The following is a 22,859-nucleotide window of genomic DNA, read 5'->3' on the forward strand; positions in this document are numbered from 1 at the left end:
TAAATCGGTTTGTAATTATAAATTCACATTCAGACCTACGTTAAACACCTTTTGAATGGGGTAAGCAAACCCGTTGCCGCCCTGCTCCGGATCCCATAGTTTGAAGGGGCTCCAAGTAAACAGGTTCAATCCGTTAAAATAAATGCGGCAATTGGTCAGTTTCATGGCCTTTGCTATACGCGTTGGCAGGGTATAGCCGATCTCTAATGATTTCAACCGCAAAAAACTGGCATCGCGCAGCCACCAGGTGCTGGGTTGCAGGTTGTTGGCTATTACTGTTTGGTTGGTACCTAATCTTGGATACAAAGCGTATAAATTCTGGTTCTCTTCAGACCAATGATCATTGGCAAATGCTTTCAGAACCTGCGTGTTACCATAAATGTACTGGTCGGGACTTGGTATGAAAGGGCTTACCCTATTAGGATCAACAAAGAAGGAAACCCTGGCCTGCCCCTGGAAGAATGCAGAAAGGTCAAATCCTTTAAAGCCTGTTGAGAAACCAAAGCCGTAAACAATTTCGGGCGTTTGCGGATAGCCCAGGAAGGTAAGGTCCAGATTGTCAATTTTACCGTCACCATTCAAATCACGGTATTTGATATCGCCCCCTTTTGGTGGTGCGGAAGAAAAATTCTGAGTTGGCGAGTTACGGGCTTCCTGATCGTCAACAAATAACCTCTCGGCCACATAACCGTAACCGCGACTAATTGGCTGGCCAATAAAGTGGCGCCATGGCTCGGCATAGTTAGGCTCTTCTATGTAGGTGTATTTATTGGTTGAATAAGTAAAGTTACCCCTGAACGATGCCCATAAACCATTGCTAAAGCTTTGTTTATAATCGGCAGATAAGTCGATACCTTTTGAATCAACCTGGCCTAAGTTGGTGGCGATGGATGTTTCAAAACCCTCGGTAGCCGGCACCAACCTATCCCGCAGAATATTATAGCGGTGATTTTTGTAAAACTCAGCAATAATGTTCAGGTTTTTTAACACAGTCATCTCCACCGCAACGTTGGTTTGTCTTGAGGTTTCCCAGGTAATATTATTATTATCATAGCTTACAATAGTTAAACCTTTACGCTCATAGGAATTGTTGAAACCAAACTGAGCATAGTTGTAACCCTCGTTAAAGTGCACATCAGACAGGTAGTAGAAACGTTGCGCGCCAATAGCATCATTACCCACCAAACCGTAACTTCCACGGATCTTTAACCGGTCAATAAATGATGGGTTCCAGAACGACTCGTTGGATATTACCCACGAAGCGCCGATAGTTGGGAAAAAGCCATAACGGTGATTGGCCGAAAATCGCTCAGAACCATTATACCCAAAGTTAAACTCGGCAAAATACTTGCTTTTGTACCCGTAGGTTGCCCGGCCTGCTAAACCCAGGTTACGGTATGGCAACGAGTACTGTAAGGATACAGCGTTGGTTTTGGGATCAATAGCGTTGGAGTTAACAGTTTGCTGAGCTGTACCAATCAATGTGGCATTGATGTTATGGCTGCCCAGCTGTTTGTTATAATCAAGCGCGGTTTGCAGATAAAAGAAAGTATCGGCATTAGGTGTACTGCGTGAATAAGACAGGTATTCCTGCGCTACGTTATTGCCTGTAGGCTGCGGATTGAGCCAGGTTAAGGTATAATTATTGCTTTGCTTATCATAGGAACCTATGTTGTAATAAAATGGATTATAAGCCAACTGCGAATCAAAATAAGAGTGTCTGTTGGTACTGAATATACTCCGGAATTTTAAACCATCAGTTACAAAACCCAGGTTCTGGTTTAGCTCCAGTTGTGCCTGCATGCGTGATTCTGACGAATTTTTGTGGCCGCGTAACAAAGCAGCGTATGGGTTATTATATAAAATGCTGTTACTGCTGGTGCCATCAACACCGCCTACGTTACCAAATAAAATATGCTGCGCGTTTGCATTAGCGGCATCTGGCTGATAATAGGCCGGGAATAATACAGGGCTGGTATGTATGGCCACATTGTACAGATCGGACGCAAAAGAACCATCGGAAGTAATTGGGCCGTTATATTCATTAAAGTTACCCCATAACCTTACAATAACTTCGGTTGTTTTGGTGAGGTTGATGTTTACGTTTGACCGTAACTGGTAATTCCTGAACTTTACATTGTTATCATTATTATTACGGATATCGGTATTCAACACCCCATTATCCACGTTGTAAGTACCGGTGATATAATACTTCGCCAAACCCGAACCACCGCTAACGCTCATGTTGTTACGCATAGTGGTAGCATTCTTTTTAAACAACATCTTTAACCAGTCCACAGCGGGATACACATAAGGGTTACTGCCTGGGCCACCGTTAAGGGTGTTTTGAGTATTGTTAATTCTGGTTTGTGTAAAGGGTAATGGCAATGTGGGATCGCGGGTGAGGGTGGCCTCATTATACAGGTTCATGTACTCGATGGGATCAACCAGGTCAAGCGTTCTTGTTGATTGCGATAAGGAATACTCCGAGCGGAAGTTGATCTTGGCGGGCCCCTCTTTACCTTCTTTTGTACTTACCAGGATAACGCCATTGGCACCCCTGGCTCCATAAAGCGCGGTGGCGCTGGCATCTTTTAATATCACAAAGCTGGCTATATCATCCACCTGCAAACGGGCAAGGTCGGTAGTGGTTAGCTCCACGTTATCGATCAATATCAGCGGATCCTGCTTATAACCGAAAGTGGTTACACCACGCACAAAGAAGGAGGCATTATCCTGCCCCGGCTGGCCGCTGCGCTGATAGGCGATAATACCGGCAGCCTGCCCGGCAAGCGCCGCGGTGAGGTTACTCGCCGGAATTTTCAATTCGCTGGGTTTAATACTGGTAACCGACCCAACAAGGGCCTCCTTGCGTTCCTTTTTACCAAAGGCCGTAACCACAACCTCATCGGCAAGCAGCTTATCCTCTTTAAGCGCCACATTAAAGATCTTGTTTTGTGCCGATACGGTAAATGATTGGGCCTTGAAGCCTACAAAGGAAATCCTCAATACCGAGCCATCCTCTACATCAAGGATAAACCTACCGTTACCATCAGTTACCGTACCAACCTTGGAATTACCCACCACAGAGATAGTTACACCAGGTAGCTTCACATGTGCGGTATCAGATACAGTACCGGTAACAGTTATTTTCGTTTGTGCGTGGGCAATATTATAAAATAAGGCTAATGTTAAAAACACCAAGCAACATCTTATCAAAAACCGCCCGGGCTGCTCATACTTTTTAAAAAGTGCTTTACTAAAAATGTAAGATTGCTTCATAAAATTGGGTTCATAAAAATTATTTTAATTAATCAAGGTTTAATCAAATAGGGATGTACTATCCACCGGATAGTGCAGGAAATTGGTGAATTACCGGTTGATTGTTTTTTGCATCCGGGTTATATTTTGACCGGATACAACTTCAGGCTTCCGTTTGATCATTATTGGTTTTACGATGAACCCAACAGGCAATAGCAATCCTGTTAAGTCTTTTTTTTGTTTCAAAACTTTTAATAATAATTGCCTATTATTTAGACATATAGACCCGATAGATTACCTGAATAAAGGACAAGCCGGTGCTCGCTTTCCCGCTGGTGTGGTAGTCAGTTTTTTACATACTTAATTGGTTTAGTTTACAATTGGTTTTGTAAATGTAAGTGGAAGCATCACATTTAAAAATGGATAAACTTTCAAAAAAGATGGACAATTTTATGAATTTACAACCCAGGCGTGGTTTTGTCCATTATTTATTGATTACCAAAAAGCAACTGTAAAAAATTGTGGGTGAGTCCCTTAAGAAGTTATATTCCAAATTTATAAATGATACTTTCATGATAAGTATCGCCGGGATTTAAAACTGTTGCAGGAAAGCTGGAATGATTAGGACTATCCGGATAATACTGACACTCCAGGCATACACCGTCAAATGGACTATATGGCTGGTGATGATAACCTAAATGCTTGCTTTGTAAATAATCACCGGTATAAACCAGCATAGCCGGATAGGTGGTGAATATTTCCAACTTACGCCCTGATGTTTTTTCTGATAACTCTGCCGCCCGTTTATGATAGGCGCCAGGCTGCTCATCCAATATATAACAATCATTTAGTCCCGTAATATGGTCATCATTCACCATCATTTTATTTTTGATAGCGTTGTACGAAAATTTCTTGTAACCAACAGGTTCTATAACACCGGTGGGTATGTATTCCGCGTTGTTTTGCAGCAAACTATCGGCATGAATGGTGAGCGTATGATCAAATATTTTAGCCCCATCGTTTGACAAATTGAAGTACGCGTGATTGGTAAAATTAGCCACCGTTCTTTTATCCGTCGACGCATAATAGCTGATGATCAGTTCATTAAGCTCCGTCCACACGTAATGTACCGTAAGTTCAAGATTACCAGGATACCCTCCATCTCCGTCTGGACTTTGTATGGTAAAAAACAGCCCTTCGGCAGTAATTGCATATTTAAAAACCCGCCTGTTAAAGCCATTGTTACCGCCATGATTGGTATTTTCACCATCGTTGTTATCCAGATGCCAGGTAGTATCATCAAGCTCAAAACGAGCCCTTCCTATCCTATTGGCATAACGGCCTATGGTTGAACCAATATAACAGTCATCATCCAGATAGGCCTGCAGGGATGGGAAACCCAAAACCACGTTACTATTAACGCCATGCCTATCGGGCACTACCACCGAAACCAGGGTAGCCCCGTAATTGGTTAATTCCACATAGGCTCCGTGAGTATTCTCCATTTTAAAGAGACATACGGATTCACCGGCATGATCCCCCCATCCCTGCCAGGTTATTCGGGTAGTACTGTTCACTCCTGGATATTTAAAGTTTGTTTTGCCATATCCAGATGGATCTTGCTTCCGGCATGAGTGGCATCAAGCTCCAGCACGTTGCTTAACATTTTTTGTGCAGCATCCAGCTCGTTCAATCCTAATGCACCCAGGCCTTGCAAAAAGCTGGTGTGTATGCGGTTCCGCAAATTCAGATCGTCATCAAATATGAGCAGGTTTGGCAACGACACGGCAAAATAATCGATCTTTACTTCATCATTCGCATGCAGAGCTCCATAATCGCTCAGCTTCTTAAATATGCTGTTAGCCCGCTCGGTTTTACCCAGCTTTTTCCAGGCTAATCCCTGGTAAAAGATTTTATCAGGCTGCTGGTCGTTATAAAACACCGCTGCCGATGGCTCGTCTAAACCTATAGTGGCCTGCTCAAAGTATTTTTGGGCCTGTTCAGCATCTCCGGCAGCTTCATAGGCACAGCCCAACCAGTAGTCGATATCGTTTTCCTGGGTTCCGTACAATTTACCTTCGCCCAGGTTGTGCGGATAGGTTTTGGCATTATTAAGATAAGTGATCGCTTTTTCGTACTGGCCTTCCTCATCATATTGCTTAGCCAGCTCAACCAGGCTGAATATATACTGACCCGAAGCCTTACCTTCGCCACCCTCCCATGGATGAAACTGGCGCGTGTTCAACAGATTCAACGCGGTTTCATGATCACCTAAAAGGTTATACAGTGTTACCCTTTCCAGGTATACATCGTCACGCTGATCAGCCACTGCAAGATTATCTTCCAGGAATTTCAAACGATCTTCGGGCGATCTGTTCAATCTTTTATATAACTGATCGAGCTCCATGAGTACACGGGCATCGGTTTTATCCAAGGCAAATGCTTTTTCAAAATATTCCAGGGCTTTTTGCTCATTGTTTTGTTTGTTGAAGTAGGCAATAGCCAGGTTACGGAAAACAGTGGGAAACTGATCGTCCAACTTAGCCGAACTTTCCCAGTAGCTCACGGCATCATCATACTGGCGTTTATCATAAAACAGGTTACCCAGATAGTAAGGTGCTTTGGCATCGGTTGGATTAAGTTCGATAGCTAACTTCAAAATACCAACCTCATCCAAACGGTTCGGGAAACAAAGGTACGGATCGGCCTTGGCGGCTTTAGTCAGCCACTCGGCCGCCTCAACTTTGCGGCCACTTTGATGGCTTAACCAGCCCAAAGTATAATAAACAATAGGGTTTGATTCCGCAGGTTTAACAACCAGCTGCAGCAGTTGCGAAGCTTCGTCATATAAACCGGCAGCGGCATAATCGAGAGCGTATTCAATAAAATTCTGATCATCGTGACGTGAAAGCGTTAACAGCTGGTTCAGACTCTCCTCTATTTTATCTATATTATTGCTTATTCTGTAGGCCAGTACTTTTTCAAATAGTACACCCAGATTAAAGCCATCACGATCCAATGCGCTTTCAATAGTAGCCAGTGCTTTGTCTACCTGGTTCAGCTTGCGGTAAGCCGCCGCCTTGATCACGTATGATTTGCTGTTGCTGGCATTTCTGTCTAAGGATTGAGTTATATGTTCCAGCGCCAAAGCATAATGACCACGGGCCATATCTATCTGTGCTACGCAGAAATAGCCAGTATCTTTCCAGGCATTGCTCCAGGTAGCTTTGTAAAACACGGTATAAGCTTCATCGGCTTTGCCTAAATATTTCAAACAAAGACCCAGATTATAATAAGGCTCACTATCATACGGATTTGGGTTACGTTGAATGCTGGTTTCTACCGCCTGGCGTAAATAAGGCTCGGCTTTGATAAACTGCCCTTTGCGGATATACCATTTACCCAGCGCATTATTATTGCGCACATCGGTAGGTTCGCGGCGCAAAGCCTCTTCATAATAAGGAATAGGACTATACGTAGCGTGGCGATATTGCTCCAGGTGTTGCGCGGTTAAAAACAGTTGCTCTACACTTTCCACATCAGCCGGGGGCAGTGCGGGTTTTGCCGGTAAAGGCATTTCGTTCTTTTTGTTTTTGGCCGGTTCGTAACGTAGTACTTCCTGTTTGCTGCTATTGGTGATGATGAACAACAATTCGTTCTCATTCACATCACTTTTAACAGCTACTTCCTGTACAAAAACTTTCTCCGGGCTGATATCAGTCGTTTGGGCAAATAAGTATTCGCCTTTATAGCTCAGGCTGATATTCAGTCCGTTTTGTGCCGAGGTTACCTGTACCTTGATGGTTACCTTATCGCCATCTTTACTGAGCGCGAGCAGGATATCTTTGGTAGCATTTTTCACCATACCCAGTTCGCGGTACGGTAAAAAGTATTGCGTAAAAGTTTTCTCTTCGTAAGGCATCAGCCAGCTAAAATCTGGCTGGTTATCGGTGAACACGCCGGTCATCAATTCGATATATGGACCGTCCTCGTCGGTCAGGTTCCTGTCCCAGGCCTGACCAAAATCGCTGTGACCCCAGGTCCACTGTTTTTTACCGGGCGATACATGATGATTAGCCACGTGCAGCAAACCACCTTGTGAATCATGCTCGTAACCACCTACAAAGTCATAATCGGAGTTGATGGCCATGTATGAGGTTGGCACCGGGATATTTTTATACATCGAAATATCGGTACCGGGCGAATAATCAACCTTGTAATAAGTACCGGTTGCGATAGGAAAATCAGACACATCACGTTTACCATGATCAAATACCGCGTTCACATCAGGCGGGAATACCGACTGGTAATAATCATTCACTTTTACTGCCGGGTTTGCCCACCACAGGAAAGTTTGCGGCAGCGCCGAGCGGTTAAACAGTTTGGCCTTGATCTCGATGTAAGCTGTATCCGGGCGAAGCGTAAAGCCAGCCATTCCCTTGGTATGGAACATGCGCTCCACCTCGTTCACCCAAACGGTTTTGCTGCCATCGGCGTGTTCTTCCAGGGTATAATCTACTGGATCAAATGTACTTGGGCGGTGATGCTGCGGCCAGTTAAATTCGATACCACCCGAAATCCAGGGACCGGTTAAACCCACCAGCGCGGGTTTGATCACCTGGTTATAATATATAAAATGACGTTGTTTGATCTTATCAAATGCCATCTGGATGCGGCCACCCAGCTCAGGCAGGATCATCACCTTCAGGTATTTGTTTTCCAGAAACAAACCGGTGTATTCTTTGTCTTCTTTTTCGTCGGCAATTTTTTCGATCACCGGGTTGGGGTATACTACACCGCTGCTGCCCTGGTAAACACGTTTTTCAAAAAACATCGGGTTTTTATCGGGCTTGCCCACACTATACGTAGGGATAACAACTTTCTCTTCCCAAACAGATACATTAGAATGATGCATAATATATTTTTCTTATGATTAATGTCTGATTAAATTTTCTTCCAGTTCTTCAAGGGTTTGGCCTTTGGTTTCCTTAACGCGCGACTTCACAAACAGGAAGCCCAGGAAACAGATACCCGCGTACAAGTAAAACGGCCCGTAAGTGCCTAACTTTTTAGCCAGGATAGGGAATGTAAATACCAATATAAAGTAAGCGCCCCACAGCGATACGATAGCGACCGATGAGGCGACACCCCTGATCTTGTTCGGAAAAATTTCTGAAATAAGTACCCAGGTAACCGGGGCCAATGAAATGGCATAGGTACTGATAGCCAGCAGCACAAATATGGATACCAGCCCCGCCGGGAAGTGATTTTGCAATGCCACGGCCAGCACAATATACAATATGGATAAACCCAAAGAACCTACCAGCATCAGCGGACGACGGCCTAATTTATCCACCTGCCACATGGCCAACAAGGTGAATACCAGGTTTACCACGCCTATGGAAACCGTTTCCAACAACTGACGATTGAGATTAGCCCCTACTGATTCGAATATGGTGGAGGTATAATTAAACACCACATTGATACCGCAAAACTGCTGAAACACGGCCAGCGTGATACCCACCACAACCGCCGGGCGAACGGCTTTTTCGAATACCATTTTGTAGGACTGTTTTACTGCGCCGCCCGCCAGTGATTTTTCAATGGCTTTCATGGTGGTATCGGCAAAGTCTACTGATCCAATTTTGTTGAGCACCTGTTGAGCTTTAGCCACCTGCCCAGATTTCATCAACCATCTTGGGCTCTCCGGCAACCAGGTAACCCCGATCAGAAATATAGCTGATGGCACGGCACCCAGGCCAAACATCCAGCGCCAGGCATCATGACCATGATCGGCCAGGAAATAATTAACCAGGTTGGTTACCAGTATACCAATAACCACCGTAAGTTGGTTGATAGCCACATTACGGCCGCGCACTTCGGCCGGCGAAACCTCGGCTATGTACATGGGGCAAAGCATAGAAGCCATACCCACGCCAATACCCGCGGCGAAACGTAGTATGATAAAATAAGTCAGGCTTTGTGCAAAGGCTATACCGATGGATGATACCGCGAAGATCAAAGCAGCTACCATCAGTCCGGGTTTACGGCCATATTTATCGGCCAGGTTACCTGCAATCAGGCATCCTACAATACAGCCTAAAGCCAATGATCCGGTCAAAAAGCCTTCCCATACCGGGTCGAGCGCAAATTGGGTACGCAGAAATGGCAAAGCACCCGATATCACGGCAAAGTCAAAGCCGAACAGATACCCCCCCAGGGCCGAAATAAAGGAAATCCCAATAATATAACTACTGTTAAATGTTTTTGAACTGCTCATTTTTTAGGGTATGTGTTTACTGGTTTAAGCATAATATCGTTATTTGGTTGCTTTATCTACCGCAATTATTTTTAGCATCAGGGCATCGGCGGGTGCAAGGCTCAGTTTAATTTCTGTATCGCCTTTTGTTAATTCGCCCAAAACCGCACCGCTCAGTATATCTTTAAGCTGATAACCTTTACCGGCATCCAGGTGCAGGGTCGAGCGGGTTAAAACCTGGTCAAAATTCCTCTGTTTGTCGAAATTAAACAGGGCGAGCATAGTATTTTCACCCGGCAGGTAAAATGACATCTGCTGATCAAATGTTTCGCCATCTGCAGCTTTCAATGGTGTAAATGCCTTAGGCTGACTAAAAAACGTCGCTATCTGTTTATTGTTTAAAAACGCCTGCGCACGGGTTGCCGCCAGTGGATGCCTGAAATCGGAGCCATCGCCCAGGATACTGCCCATCACCATCATGGCGTATAAGCGCACTTTGATCTCCTGCTCGTTCAGGTCGGGATTTTTCTGGAAGCTTTTCATAATGCTCACATCCAGGTTGGTGTATGGAAACAAGGTGCCTTGTACCCAGCCCATATGCGAACCCGTGGCCAGCGAAGCCTCGGTACTGCCATAATGCGGAAAGCCCGGCTGGTCATCACGCAAGTGCGAATACACATCGGTTGATATAAAACGGGTGTGCGCGTACTGGTGCGGGAACATAGGCGATATGGCCTGGGTTATAAAAATATCTTTACCCAGGATAGAATCAACCAGGTGGCGCAGCGTTTTCATGCCATAATCATAAGCCTGCATCCCCGTACGGATATTTTTATTATAGCGGGTTGTGCTTTCTAATGCCCCCCCGGTCAGGAAATCTATCTTCAGGAATTTGGCGTTGATGGCTTTGGCTTTTTTCAATTGCTGGATGATATACAGACGAACGGCCGGATGTGTAGGATCCATCGCGTAAGCGCCCCATTTACCATCTTTATACATGATGGGTTTGCCATCATTATCATGCAGCAATACGTCTTTTAAAGCATGGTTTGAGCCGGCGACCTTTTTCCCTTCGATATCGTCCTTCCAGTTCCACATGGCAAAAGGGATAAAATAAAAGCCCATTTGCTGGTTGTTTTTTGCGAAATATTTACTCAGGTCAGCCAAAACCTCGGTAGAGTAAATACCCTGATCGTAAGAGTCGATACTCATCACTGGTTTAGCGTAGCTGCTGAAATTAGTAAGCGTGTGCAGAAAATCGGAAATTTTTTCAACGGCAGGAGGCATCATCACTTTCTCGTAACCTAACACACCTTCAACGCCAAAGCTGTTCCAGTAAACCGGGGCATAACCATTCCAGGTTTGTTTACCATTGATGGCGGAATTTGCTTCGCCATATTGTTTAAAGGCCTGGTTCAGGTCGTCCTTGGCGCATAAAAATATCGTAGGCGAACTTACCGACTGGCCTATTGCCGTACCGTGCGCCACCAGATCATGCGTGCCATCATTACCACCATAAGCAGGGGGTAATTTTGGATCATCCGGTGTAGATGCACCGCCAAAAACACGCAGGGAATCCACATAACCTAACTCGTTTGAAGTTTGATAGGCCAGGCCTGTTTTCCAGAAATCATGCTTTACACTGCCTATCACCAGTCCCGAGTTTTTCAGCATATCATAAATAGCGGCAAACTCATAGGTAATACCTGTAGCCTTGGGCGATCCCGCTTTGGGCCAGCTTCTTTCTACCGTGGGCGTCCAGTCGTCATTATCAAAGGGCATATCCAGTATACGGGGCTCTGTACCGGGAATAAACAACCTGCCTTTGTATTTGGGTAAAATGGCAATAGCACTAATATCACGGGTTTCCAAAGGCGCCGCTTTGGCATCCTTATTTTTGGCAGTCAGGCTGATCAGCGTATAATCATGCCCCTCATAATTGGTAAAACGCTGCTCCAGTACAAATGGATGCTGATGATCGCTGTGCGTAATAATTACCTGCCTGCCTGTACCTATGTTATCATGAACTTCGGCAGTAGTATATTGATGATTGGTAAAATCAGCCGTTGAGGTAATCCCCGATTTTAAATCGTTAATGTAGCCTACCGTATTTTCCATCCGGATACCGTTGGGAAATACATAATTCACCATACCGGTATGGGCATCCAGCTTAATGGTAATATGGCTGGTGGTAATCTCAAAGGCGTTAACTGTCTTTTGTGCAAATCCTGAATGGCCAGCTAACAATAAGACAATAACAGCGAACGGGTGGAGTAATTTTTTCATCATAGTTTATACCGGTAAATCATATCATCTCTTATTAACAGGCATGCTGCTATCTATTATGCGACGGGGCGGGCGCTATAAATATGGATAATACGTTCAATTGGTTCGATGTAAAGCTCACTGATTATAGCAGATTAAAAAATAGTTAATGTTACGATAATGATGGACTTTTTTACGACAATATCTGCATTTGTTGTTAAATAAACATTTAATCAACCAATTGGCATTTTTTGGCTTTGTACCATGTTCAGCAAGCACATAAGTCACGTGTTACTTTTTCAATCGATTTCATTGTCTATCAGAAAATGAAAAATTTTCTGATGATTTTATTTTTTTTACCTAATGTTGTAAACAGTATTCCCAACCAATTATAATACCCATATCCCCTAAAAATGGCAAAAAGCATAGCGTTAAGACGGCGCGAAGGTTTTGAAGGACAGAAACTTATTGTACTGCCCAAAAAGATCATCGCCAACTTTTTAAGTAAAGACCCTGTTACCAAACAGATCTATATAACCGATATAGGGTATTACCCAAAGGCCAGTCATCATTATGCCGAACGCCCAAATGGTATCAATCAGCATATTATCATTTATTGTACAGAGGGTTATGGGTGGTTGGAGATCAATAAGAAGAAAGTAGAGGTTTCGCCATCACAATTTATAGCTATACCGGCCAATACGCCGCATAAGTATGCCGCTAATATGGATAAACCATGGACCATTTACTGGATCCATTTTAAAGGGGAAATATCGGCATTCATCATCGACCTGATACTCCAGAACTCCGAAAACTATAAACCTTATTTATCTTATAATGAAGACAGGATAAAGCTATTTGAGGATATTTGCTATAACCTGGAGAAGGGCTATAGTGGCGATACTTTACGCTACGTGAATATGATATTTTCGCATTTTTTGTCATCACTGATCTATGAAGATAAGTTCAATCACCTGGAAGAAAATACCGACGATAATGTGGTGGAGAAAGCCATCGGTTTTATGCAGGATAATATCAGTAAAATACTCAGGCTTGATGATCTTTCGGCCTTTGCCAACCTATCAACTTCTCATTTTTCGGCGCTTTTCAGGGCTAAAACAGGCTATGCCCCTATCGAGTATTTCAACCAGCTCAAAGTGCAAAAGGCTTGCCAGTACATTTCATTTACAGCCATGTCTATCAAAAATATAGCGATCAGCCTTGGGATCGAAGATCAGTATTACTTTTCCAGAATGTTTACCAAACTGATGGGAAGTTCGCCTAATGAGTATCGTAAAAAGATCAAATCAACACAATAACCTATAAGAGAAAAATATTTAGGAAAGCAAAGCCGGAGACGCGTCATCCATAGTCGTAAATAAACGTTTAAAAAAAGCGGCTACCTTATCCAGCCAGGTTTGTGTTTTTACAGGAGGAAATTGAAGGATTTCCTTTTGTTCCGGCTCATCCGGCGGATTATTTACAGCCTGCATTTCTTCCAGGATACTTTCGCGTATGTCGGGGTCACGGTTCACAATAGCGTCCAATTCTGTGAGCTCGTTAAAGGTGGCCACGCCTCTTTTTTGTCGTTTTATTAAAATATCAAAACGATCCTGGTTAAACGTACGCCGCTCCAAATATTTGCGCTGTTTCATAATAATCTACCTGCCTGTAGCATTATCAACAAAGCAAATGCCATCGTTATATTTAATTGATTATCAATAAATTAAAATACATACATGTTTCAACATGTGCTATTTTGATACATCCCATTGTTCGTTTCCGGTCGGTTAATAATTATTGTAAATTTACTACAGCTATCAGCCGAGGTTTAGTTTGAGCCATCACCGCGCTGCTAAACAGCGCGGTGATGAACTACTAAAATTTTCATTGATGTAGATCTGAAAATTTCCGATTAAACAGCCACCACTACTTTACCACGGGTGCGGCCACTGGCTATTTGCTGATGTGCGACTGACATTTGGTCAAACGGAAATACCTGTGATACGTGCGATTTGAGGATACCTTGCTCCAGCCATTTGGCCAGCTGTTTCATATCATCGCCATTAGATTCTACCAGGAAGAAGTATCCATTTATGCCTTTTGCTTTGGCCTTTTCAGTTATGGTTTCACTAATGCTCGAAGGTATACTGATCACCGTACCACCTTTTTTAGCTACTTCCAAAGAACGATCGATATTATCGCCACCAATGGCATCAAACACCAGGTCTACATCATGCACTACCTCTTCAAAACGCACAGCTTTATAGTCTATATGCTCATCGGTGCCCAGGCCCAATACAAAATCCTTATTGGCAGCAGATGAGGTGCCGATAACATAAGCACCCAGGTGTTTGGCTATCTGCACTACATAATGCCCCACACCACCTGCTGCGGCATGTACCAATACTTTTTGACCGGCCCGCACATTAGCTTTATGGATTAAACCCTGCAAAGCGGTGAGGGCAGCAAGGGTTGCGGCAGCGGCTTCTTCGTGACTAATGTTGGCCGGTTTCAAGGCCAGGTGATTTGCCGGGGCGGCTACATATTCGGCATAAGCCTTACCATGACCCGGGAAATTCACCATGCCAAATACAGCATCGCCAACTTCAAATTCCTTAACTGCGCTTCCTTTTTTGGTTACAATGCCCGATATATCCCAACCGAGAATAAACGGGTCTTCACTTTTTAAACGGCCCGACAGGCCTTTGCCAATAGCCGTTTTTACATCAACAGGGTTTACGCTGATGGCTTTTACCTGTACCAATACTTCGGTATCCCCTATTTCGGGAACCGGCAACTCAACTGTGTGTAAACTATCAGTTCCTTCAAATCCTTTTAATATGATCGCTTTCATGTTCTTTTTTTAAATTTTATGGTACAAAATTATACAGATTACTCAGCTCATTATTTGTACAAATAATACCAAATGCTGTACATTTGTGCCTATGTACCAGGAAAATTTACACCAGGAATTTGAGATAGTTTATAAAGAGCTCAACGAAAACCCTCAAAAAGCGCATCAGCATAGCTTTTTTGAGCTGATTTATATTGTAAACGGCACGGGTACACAATGCATCAATAAAAACTCCTTCGACTATCACGACGGTCATTTATTTCTGATAACTCCGCAGGACTGCCACTCCTTTGAAATCAAAACCACAACAAGCTTTTTCTTTATTCGCTTTAACGATATCTATATCCGTAACCAGCAGCAGGACCGTAAAGCCAAGAACGATTGGCTGCAGCAAATGGAATTTATCCTGCAACATGCCAGTCACCAACCTGGCTGTTTGCTATGCAACAATGGCGACAAACCGCTGGTAAAAATGCTGGTAGAAAGCATTATCCGTGAACAGGTGAACCGAGAGGCACATTATACCGAACTGATCAAACAACTGGTAAACACTATACTAACTATTGTGGCCCGCAACATGACCATGATGCCGGTAAGCGCTTGTCTAACAACCAATTTGAACAATGAGCCGGTTGTTGATATTATCCGGTACATACAGGAAAATATCTACGAGCCCGAAAAACTGCGTACCGAACTCATCAGTGATCATTTTGGGATAGCACAGGCTTACCTTGGTCGTTATTTCAAAAAACATACCGGCGAAAGCCTGCAACAGTATATCTCCAACTACAAACTTAAACTGGTTGAAACCCGCCTGCAGCACAGCGATATGCGCATCAACGAGATTGTTCGTGAACTGGGCTTTACCGACGAAAGCCACCTGAACCGCCTGTTCAAAAAGCATAAAGGCATCAACCCATCATCCTTCCGAAAACAGAACAACGCGACTTATCAGCCTGTGCACCAGTAACTATTTCAGCGCTTTGGCAATAGCCTGCTCGGTAACCGTTGCCATAACTTTATAACCTGCAGCATTGGGGTGTACGCCATCTGTAGTAAGCTCCGGCTTTTGCCCGTTGCGCTCATCAACCATGGGTGTAAAATAATCCAGCAGGGTCAGGTTATTTTCGGTGGCGTAGGCTTTGATGAGCTTGTTGAGTGCGATGATCTTGCCAGCCGGTTCAATGCCTTTACGCCATGGATAATCAAATACAGGCAGGTAAGCGCATAGTATCACCTTGATATGGTGCAGTTTAGCCAGCTCGGTCATGGAGCGAATGTTGTTCATGATATACTCATTTGTCAGGTGGCCATAGTTGGAGGCGATATCATTACTACCGGCCAGTATGATCACTGCTTTAGGTTTCAGTCCGATCACATCCTGCTGAAAGCGCAGTAATAACTGTCCTGAGATCTGTCCGCTCACACCGCTGTCCAGATAGGATTTTTCCTTAAAAAACTCAGGCACAGTGGTTTTCCACCGCTCAAATATGGAGCTCCCTAAAAATACCACCCTATTTTCGCCGGGTTTGGGGGCGCCTACCTCTTTGTTTTCCCGGGCATAGCGAGACAACGCGGCCCAGTCATCCCGCAAATCCTCTTTGTCAACAGCCGGCTTATTTTTTCCAGTATCGGGGCTGCCTTGCTGCGCGTAACCGGCAGAGGCGATCAATAATCCGGCGAATAATAATAGGGTAAGTTTTGTATTCATTTTGGATATATATATCGTAGCAAAAACTTTTTAAAGGTTGAATTTTAACAATTTTCGACTCAAAATCGGGCAAAAACAGGTGAAAAACAGATCAAAAATCACTCAAAATCATCGATTTTAACACTTTTTAACAAATTTTTTACACGTTTTGAAAACTTTAAAAAGTATTAATTTCCTATATATCAAATTACGACATACCAAATGATCAGTTTTTGGATTGTTTTTTCTGTTAACCAAACAGCCCGGTTCTCTGCTAAAAAAGAGAACCGGGCTGTGGTTTATACAATATACGAAAAATTGTTGAATATGCCGGTGGCAAAATTCATTGAACGCAGGTAAGTAGCGTGCGATAAGAGATGCTTCACCTCATCCAATCAATTATTTTTAAATTAACAATTCCTTTACAGGCCGGGGTTTACTTTGTGGCAACTTTATTATAAAAACCCTATTACCCATGAAAAAAACTTTATTAACCCTTTTTACTTTTAGTGCTATAGCCCTTAGTGCCTGCAAAAAAGATCATAAGGTAAATATAGCTCCACCATACCCGGATATGGCCGAAGCAGCCGATCCTGAAGTTTTGAAGACCACTGCCGATGGTGTAAAAGTATACAATGGCGGCTTTGGCTCGGCCATTGCTCCGGACCCTAAAGACGCTAATGTTTTTTACCTGCTTACCGATCGCGGACCTAATGCTGCGGGTTCAACAACCAACGCCATCATATTTGGCAAAGCCGATTTTACTCCCGAGATAGGCAAGTTCAGGCTAAAAGATGGTAAACTGGTATTGGAGCAAACCATTCAGCTTAAAAATGCTGCCGGCCAACCCCTGAACGGTTTACCCAACCCTATCGACCAGGGCGGCACCGGCGAAATCGCTTTTGATCTGAACGGAAACCAGATTGCACCAAATGCCGACGGGATCGACTCAGAAGGCATGGTTTTAGCCTCCGACGGTACTTTCTGGATCAGTGATGAATACGGTCCTCACATTGTACATTTTGATGCCTCAGGTAAAACCATTGAGCGTATAAACCCATTCGGAACAGGTACCGGCGGTCGTAAAATTCCCCTGGTGTTTGCCAAACGTAAACCCAACCGTGGCATGGAAGGCCTCGCCATTACGCCCGATGGCAAAACATTGGTGGGCATGATGCAATCGCCGATGCTTAACCGCAATAAAACGGCGGTTGCCAATTCAACCATCCTGCGTATCCTTACTTTTGATATCGCTTCGGGTGCTACCAAACAATATGCCTATGTTATGGATAATGTATCCCTTACCGGCGTAAGCGATATTGTAGCGGTTAATGCCACTACCTTTTTAACCGTTGAGCGCGATGGCTTGTATGGCGGCGCGCCAAGTAATCCGGCTACATTTAAAAAAATATTCAAGATAAGCCTTACCGGCGCTACCGATATATCAGATGACGCCAATGGCGCTAATGGCAAACTTTACGGGGGCAAAACCGTAGAGGAGCTGAATGACCAGGCCGGTTTGCAGGGTGCAGGCATTACCCCGGTATCTAAAATCCTGGTGCTGGATCTGCTGAAAGATCTGCCAACCGTTTACCCGCATGATAAGGCCGAAGGTTTGGCCCTGCTACCGGGCAATATCCTGGCCATCTCCAACGATGACGACTTTGGTGTACTGGATAATGGCAAGGGCGGTTTCGCTGCTAAAATACTGCCCGCTACCAACACGGTTGATCATAACCGCATCTATTTTGTAAAGATAAAGCTATAAGAGAAGCAAGAGATAAGAATCAGGAATCAAGACAGAACAAAAAAGCCATCCCGTTATTCGGGGGTGGCTTTTTATTTCGGCAAACAAGATCTCAAACAAGCTAAAACAGCATTAATTATTTTTTTGAAAATACGGTGTTTTCACGGATTGCGAAGACTTGTAACTCTGTTTACATTTGTATCAATGGGTTTTACTAAAACCGCTGATAATGAAATTAAGGTTAACTGATAAGGTACTTATTTTTTTTATCCTGATGATAGCGATTATAGTGCAACGCCCGAGCTATCAATTGGTGAATGCCTTGATAGGCGGCTTACATCTCAATTTGGGATTGATACCACACCTGAGATCATTTGTCGCATTATTTACAAATATATCATACTTCCTTAGGGGAGTTTATTAAGAATAACACCTATGAAAAGCACCTTGAGAAAGTGCAAAAAAGATTAAGTATATTGTTGGTGATATGCTTAGTTAAATGGTCCTGACCGGCCTCAATACAAGCATTACCTTTAACCAGGTAATGCTTTTTTGTTGGTACGGGACTGTCATATTGAACTCCACCGAAACACATCCTCCATTAAAAGCCTCGGCCTGTGCGATTCCTTCCCTCGGGAAGGGGGAGGAAGGGGTTTATACATCATATCGGTTTACCGCATGCATAAACCCCTCCCTGCCACAGCACAATCCAACCGCACCCTCCCGTGGGGAGGGAACTAAGAACCGGAGTCGGCCGTCATCCTGAACTTGTTTCAGTATCCCTCAGGACGGGTTAATCGTCATACGATGCACCTTGCTTATGGGGTGCCGAAACAAGTTCGGCATGACGTGGAGGGTAATTGTGGTCGCTGTAGAAATAAGTTATATTTGAATCGCATTCCCGAATGAAGAAACCGATGCCTTTTGATTTCCTGCTGGATTACTTACCCAGCGGCATCGTCGTTAAGCCGGCGATTGGTATGTTTTATATCTATTACGCGCAAAAGATCGTCATGATCTTCCGCAAAACCAGCAAGAACCCGCAGCATAACGGCATCTGGATATCGACCAGGCGGGAGCATCATGCCAGTTTAAAGGCCGAGATACCCGCCATAACCGATTTTGAATTAGAAGAAGGCTTTGATACCGCCTGGCTCCTGCTCAGCGACAGCCACGATGACTTTGAATACGCCGCCATACAACTCTGCGAACTGGTTGCACAAAAGGATCAAAGGATAGGCAAAGTAACACCCAACAGCACAAGCATTTAGCATGTGACTGGCATTATTACCGCAGTCGCTCGGCTCTAGCCCACAGGTGTTGGGAAGAGATAATGTTATCGATCAAGCTCCCCTCTTGAGAGGGGGTGTGTAGACTTGTGCAGTGGCAGGGGTGTGTTCATGAAGCGGAACGACACACCCCTCCACCCCTCTCAAGAGGGGAATCGCACTGTCTTCCACTCTTTTTCCGTCTTCCCAACACCTGTGGGCCGGAGCCGAGTGACCGTTATTACCCGGCCTCCGGCCGTCGCAAAAGGCAAGGTTATTTATATTGGTTTCCCCCTTCGCTGGCGCACGCGTGCCGCGTGTGCCTTCCACCATTTAAGTGTTCTAATACTTTAGAGTCACACGCGGCACGCGTGCGACAGCAGAGGGCCGTCGCAAAAGGCAAGTATATTGGTTTCGCAGGCCAGAGGCCTGTAAATAATTGTCGCTCGGCTGGAGCCCACAGGTGTTGGGAAGACATAAATTTATACCAAACGTTGTCATTTCGATGAGCAGAAGCTGAGGCCTGGGCAGGAGGGCGAAGAGAAATCTTGTACGATTTGCTTATCTCGACGTATAAGATTTCTCCTCGTACCTCGTCGAAATGACAACTTTTTCTTCTTCCCAACACTTGAGGGCTGGAGCCGAGCGACTGCATGAGATTTAGAGGGACTTAAACTTTAATCAGCTTGCCACGGGTAAGTATTTTGCCTTTAAGCATGATCACATAAATATATACTCCCGGACTAAGGTTTATCTGAAATGTATTTTGCAGCTGGGTAATGGTTCGCTCCAGGCGTACATACCCAACCGCGTCATACAGCTTAAAATCGTACGTATTGTCTATATCGCCGCTCAGGATATTGAGTTGTGTGCTTACCGGGTTGGGGTAAAGCGTAAACTGACTGGGTTGTAAATAGGTAGCATTAGCCAGGTCGGAGTAGATGATCTTACCATCATTAGTTTGAAGTTCTACCCGGTAATATTGTATCCCCTTTTTAGGATTGGCATCTGTAAACTGGTAGGCTAATGATGAGCCTACCTGGGTTGTGCCCAGGTTGGCGAAAGCATTGTATCCGGTTTGTTTTTGCCAGGTGATGGATTTAAGGTTCACCACACTGCCTATCTGCAGATCGAGCACAATGGTGTTATTCACTACATTGGCCAGCAGGGTTTTAACATAACAACCTACCCCCTGGTTCTTAGCATCAATGGTTAAGCTTTTCAGGCCCTCAAAACCATCGCCCTGCGCGCTCACCGCGAAATAGGATGAGGTTTGCTGGGCGGCAGGTATAAGAATGGTAGTATCAGCAACGGTGGTTAATTTTTGCAGTACGTTATCTTTAATAGTATAAACTACGTACCCTTTACTGCCAGGCTGGGCCCTCCAATGCAACAGCGTGCCGTCGGTACAGTTATACCCTACCTCCAGTTTAAGGGGTTGAGAAAGTACAAATTCCTTGCTGATAAACGCCTGGCTGCCGATATCCATTTTGAGCATGGCGGTGGTAAATACGTCGGGAGTTGTCCAGTCGTAATACCTGTTTTTGAGGGTAACGCTGCTGATGGCTTTCCAGGTATTGCCATGATCATAGCTTACGCTAAGCTGTCCCGATGTGGCGCTGAACGAACTTTGCCAGCGCAGGTAGTTTTCACCAGCTGCGAAAAGATGGTTCTGCCCCGAGGGATAGGTCCACTCAAAACGGTTGGCCGCTGTAGCCCCGTGCGCTATATAAAAAGTTTGAGTTCCGGATGCTATTTTACTTCCTTTTACATGGATGATATAATTACCGGCCACGGGATTTTGCAGGCTCACCTGTTCGGTATTGTTGATGGTATCCCGGCGGCGTACGGCAGGTTTTGTTAGGGAATCTGTGGCCGGATAGGTGCTTAAGCTCCAGGGCAGCAGCGTTTGCCCATCGGGTGTGGTAACAGACAGGTCAAGATCATTGATCAGCGCCTTGGGGGCGTTGAGCGCCGCAGGCAGATCGTTCCAGGCCAGCGACACCTTAAACAGACTGCTGCCTGCCGGAACGCTGATGGTATAATCTACCTGTTGCTGGTTGCTAACCGCTCCTTTTTTAAAACGGTTATCTGTAAGGGAGCGTAAAGCTTCCAGGGCGTTTAGCTGCCCGTAACCTGTTTTATGATCCACATTAGGCAAACCAATGTCATCTGCCGAATTGATGAGCACACTTTTGATGAGGGCAGCCGAGGGCAACTGGGCAAATTGTTTTTTGTAGGCCTGCTGCAACAGGGCTACAGTTCCCGTAACCAGGGCCGCGGCTCCGGAGGTACCATCTTCGCCATTGGATACCAGCTCGGGCTTTATCCTGCCGTCATAAGCAGGCCCGGCGGAGCTCAGATCTGCCGGCACCCCGTTTTGATCGGTACCGCCAATAACCAGCACATTTTTGGCCTGTTTAAAAGTTCCCGAAAGGTTGGCTACATTCGGGATGCCGTTATATAGGCCGGTAGTAGATGGCATAGTGCCGATATTACCAGATGAAAACACATGAATGATGGAATCATTTGCCATCACCTGTTGGTCGTAAGCTACTGCCTCTACCCCGTAATAGTTTTCGATGCCCGTACCATAGGAGTGATTTTCAACGCCGATGTCAAAGGTTTTAAAAAGGGCGGTACTATCGGGCAGTAAACGGGCAAAATCTGATGAGGTGAACCGCACTTTAGGAGCGGAGCCCAATCCCCTGATAAATGAATTACCGTTGCCACCTATTAAAGTAGCCATAATGGTAGCATGCCCCGAGGTAATAGCCGCCGCCGGGAACGAAGTAAAGGAACGGCCAAGCAGATCGATATCATCGTCATAGCGTTCTTCCTTAATAGCTACATTGATGCCGGTTCCGTCAATCCCCGGAAAATTATCGGCAATGGCCGAGATCTGGTTAATACCCAGGTCGATATCATTGATCACCAGTTCGGCGTGGGCCTTCCGGGTAACATTGGCAAAGGTTACGTAGGGTTGCTGCAACAGATCAATAAGCCGTTGCAAGGAAATATTGAGGGTAACTGTGTTTGGGCTTTGAGCGGTTATTTCACCGTATCTTTTGATATCGCTGATCACTGAATCGCTTTGTGAAGTGACAGACAGATCGATAGATTGTTTAGAGGATGGATGTTTTTGCAAAAGCTGCACTAAATTATCGGTAGCTTTCCATAGGGAGTTGGCTGGTGTAACCTCCTGTATATTGTCGTTGGTTGATATATCGGCGGTAGTGGCCACCACATAGAAATTATAGGATACCCGTTTTACGGCACGAAGCTTTTTCACATCGGCCTTATCTGGTTCTTTAAATTTAACCAGGTAATATTTAAGCCCGTTATTTCCATTCAATGGCTGCACAGCAGGCGCTGCCTTATAAAGCACGGTCATAGCTTTATCGCCTGTTGTTTTTTGCGCCCACGAGCATTTAAAACATAAAAATCCCAGTATAAAACAGAGTAATTTTTTAACCATACTGAATATTAAAAAAATAAAGGGGAGTTTTGCT

Annotated in this window: 13 protein-coding genes; 4 read left to right on the forward strand and 9 right to left on the reverse strand. The window is 44.7% G+C overall.

Translation table 11 applies throughout. The features are described from left to right. Nucleotides 1-15: 15 nt before the first annotated feature. From ACTJKG_RS10740 to ACTJKG_RS10760, 5 genes are all read right to left on the reverse strand, one after another. The gene (locus ACTJKG_RS10740) at nucleotides 16-3,201 is read right to left on the reverse strand and encodes a SusC/RagA family TonB-linked outer membrane protein (protein WP_440739193.1); all 3,186 of its coding nucleotides are present in this window, start codon (nucleotides 3,199-3,201) and stop codon (nucleotides 16-18) included. A gap of 602 nt (nucleotides 3,202-3,803) precedes the next feature. After that, the gene (locus tag ACTJKG_RS10745) at nucleotides 3,804-4,838 is read right to left on the reverse strand and encodes an aldose epimerase family protein (protein WP_371742438.1); all 1,035 of its coding nucleotides are present in this window, start codon (nucleotides 4,836-4,838) and stop codon (nucleotides 3,804-3,806) included. Continuing rightward, nucleotides 4,835-8,176 (reverse strand): DUF5107 domain-containing protein, encoded by a 3,342-nt coding sequence (locus ACTJKG_RS10750; protein WP_440739194.1) that lies wholly within the window; start codon nucleotides 8,174-8,176, stop codon nucleotides 4,835-4,837. The genes ACTJKG_RS10745 and ACTJKG_RS10750 overlap by 4 nt, the downstream gene beginning before the upstream one ends. A gap of 18 nt (nucleotides 8,177-8,194) precedes the next feature. Continuing rightward, nucleotides 8,195-9,541 carry a sugar porter family MFS transporter gene (locus tag ACTJKG_RS10755; RefSeq protein WP_440739195.1) on the reverse strand — a complete coding sequence of 449 codons (1,347 nt, stop codon included), beginning with the start codon at nucleotides 9,539-9,541 and terminating at the stop codon, nucleotides 8,195-8,197. A gap of 39 nt (nucleotides 9,542-9,580) precedes the next feature. Beyond that, nucleotides 9,581-11,809, reverse strand: a complete 2,229-nt coding sequence (locus ACTJKG_RS10760; protein WP_440739196.1) for a hypothetical protein — start codon at nucleotides 11,807-11,809, stop codon at nucleotides 9,581-9,583. A 389-nt stretch (nucleotides 11,810-12,198) separates the two neighbouring features. Between ACTJKG_RS10760 and ACTJKG_RS10765 the strand changes: the two genes are divergently transcribed. Continuing rightward, nucleotides 12,199-13,104: an AraC family transcriptional regulator gene (locus tag ACTJKG_RS10765; RefSeq protein ID WP_172334646.1), complete on the forward strand. Its 906-nt coding sequence runs from the start codon at nucleotides 12,199-12,201 to the stop codon at nucleotides 13,102-13,104. A gap of 18 nt (nucleotides 13,105-13,122) precedes the next feature. Here the strand turns inward: ACTJKG_RS10765 and ACTJKG_RS10770 are convergent, their stop codons facing one another. Next, a complete protein-coding gene (locus ACTJKG_RS10770; RefSeq protein ID WP_172334647.1) occupies nucleotides 13,123-13,440 on the reverse strand; it encodes a hypothetical protein in 318 nt (105 codons plus the stop codon). Between the two features lie 260 nt (nucleotides 13,441-13,700). Beyond that, nucleotides 13,701-14,642: an NADP-dependent oxidoreductase gene (locus ACTJKG_RS10775; RefSeq protein WP_440739197.1), complete on the reverse strand. Its 942-nt coding sequence runs from the start codon at nucleotides 14,640-14,642 to the stop codon at nucleotides 13,701-13,703. A gap of 91 nt (nucleotides 14,643-14,733) precedes the next feature. On the opposite strand from ACTJKG_RS10775, the gene ACTJKG_RS10780 reads away from it, so the two are divergent. Then, entirely contained in the window at nucleotides 14,734-15,612 is an 879-nt protein-coding gene (locus tag ACTJKG_RS10780; RefSeq protein ID WP_440739198.1) for an AraC family transcriptional regulator, read from the forward strand. Here the strand turns inward: ACTJKG_RS10780 and ACTJKG_RS10785 are convergent, their stop codons facing one another. Further along, on the reverse strand, nucleotides 15,613-16,353 hold the full coding sequence (locus ACTJKG_RS10785) for an SGNH/GDSL hydrolase family protein (protein WP_440739199.1): 741 nt from the start codon (nucleotides 16,351-16,353) through the stop codon (nucleotides 15,613-15,615). A gap of 454 nt (nucleotides 16,354-16,807) precedes the next feature. On the opposite strand from ACTJKG_RS10785, the gene ACTJKG_RS10790 reads away from it, so the two are divergent. Both ACTJKG_RS10790 and ACTJKG_RS10795 read left to right on the forward strand, forming a co-directional pair. Further along, on the forward strand, nucleotides 16,808-18,100 hold the full coding sequence (locus ACTJKG_RS10790) for an esterase-like activity of phytase family protein (RefSeq protein WP_440739200.1): 1,293 nt from the start codon (nucleotides 16,808-16,810) through the stop codon (nucleotides 18,098-18,100). Nucleotides 18,101-18,984: 884 nt separating this feature from the next. Further along, nucleotides 18,985-19,350: a hypothetical protein gene (locus tag ACTJKG_RS10795; RefSeq protein WP_172334652.1), complete on the forward strand. Its 366-nt coding sequence runs from the start codon at nucleotides 18,985-18,987 to the stop codon at nucleotides 19,348-19,350. A 667-nt stretch (nucleotides 19,351-20,017) separates the two neighbouring features. On the opposite strand, the gene ACTJKG_RS10800 is transcribed toward ACTJKG_RS10795, so the two are convergent. Continuing rightward, entirely contained in the window at nucleotides 20,018-22,825 is a 2,808-nt protein-coding gene (locus ACTJKG_RS10800) for a S8 family peptidase (RefSeq protein ID WP_440739201.1), read from the reverse strand. Nucleotides 22,826-22,859 lie beyond the last annotated feature (34 nt).

The organism is Mucilaginibacter sp. 22184, from assembly GCF_052045695.1.
In the GTDB taxonomy this organism is placed as follows: domain Bacteria; phylum Bacteroidota; class Bacteroidia; order Sphingobacteriales; family Sphingobacteriaceae; genus Mucilaginibacter.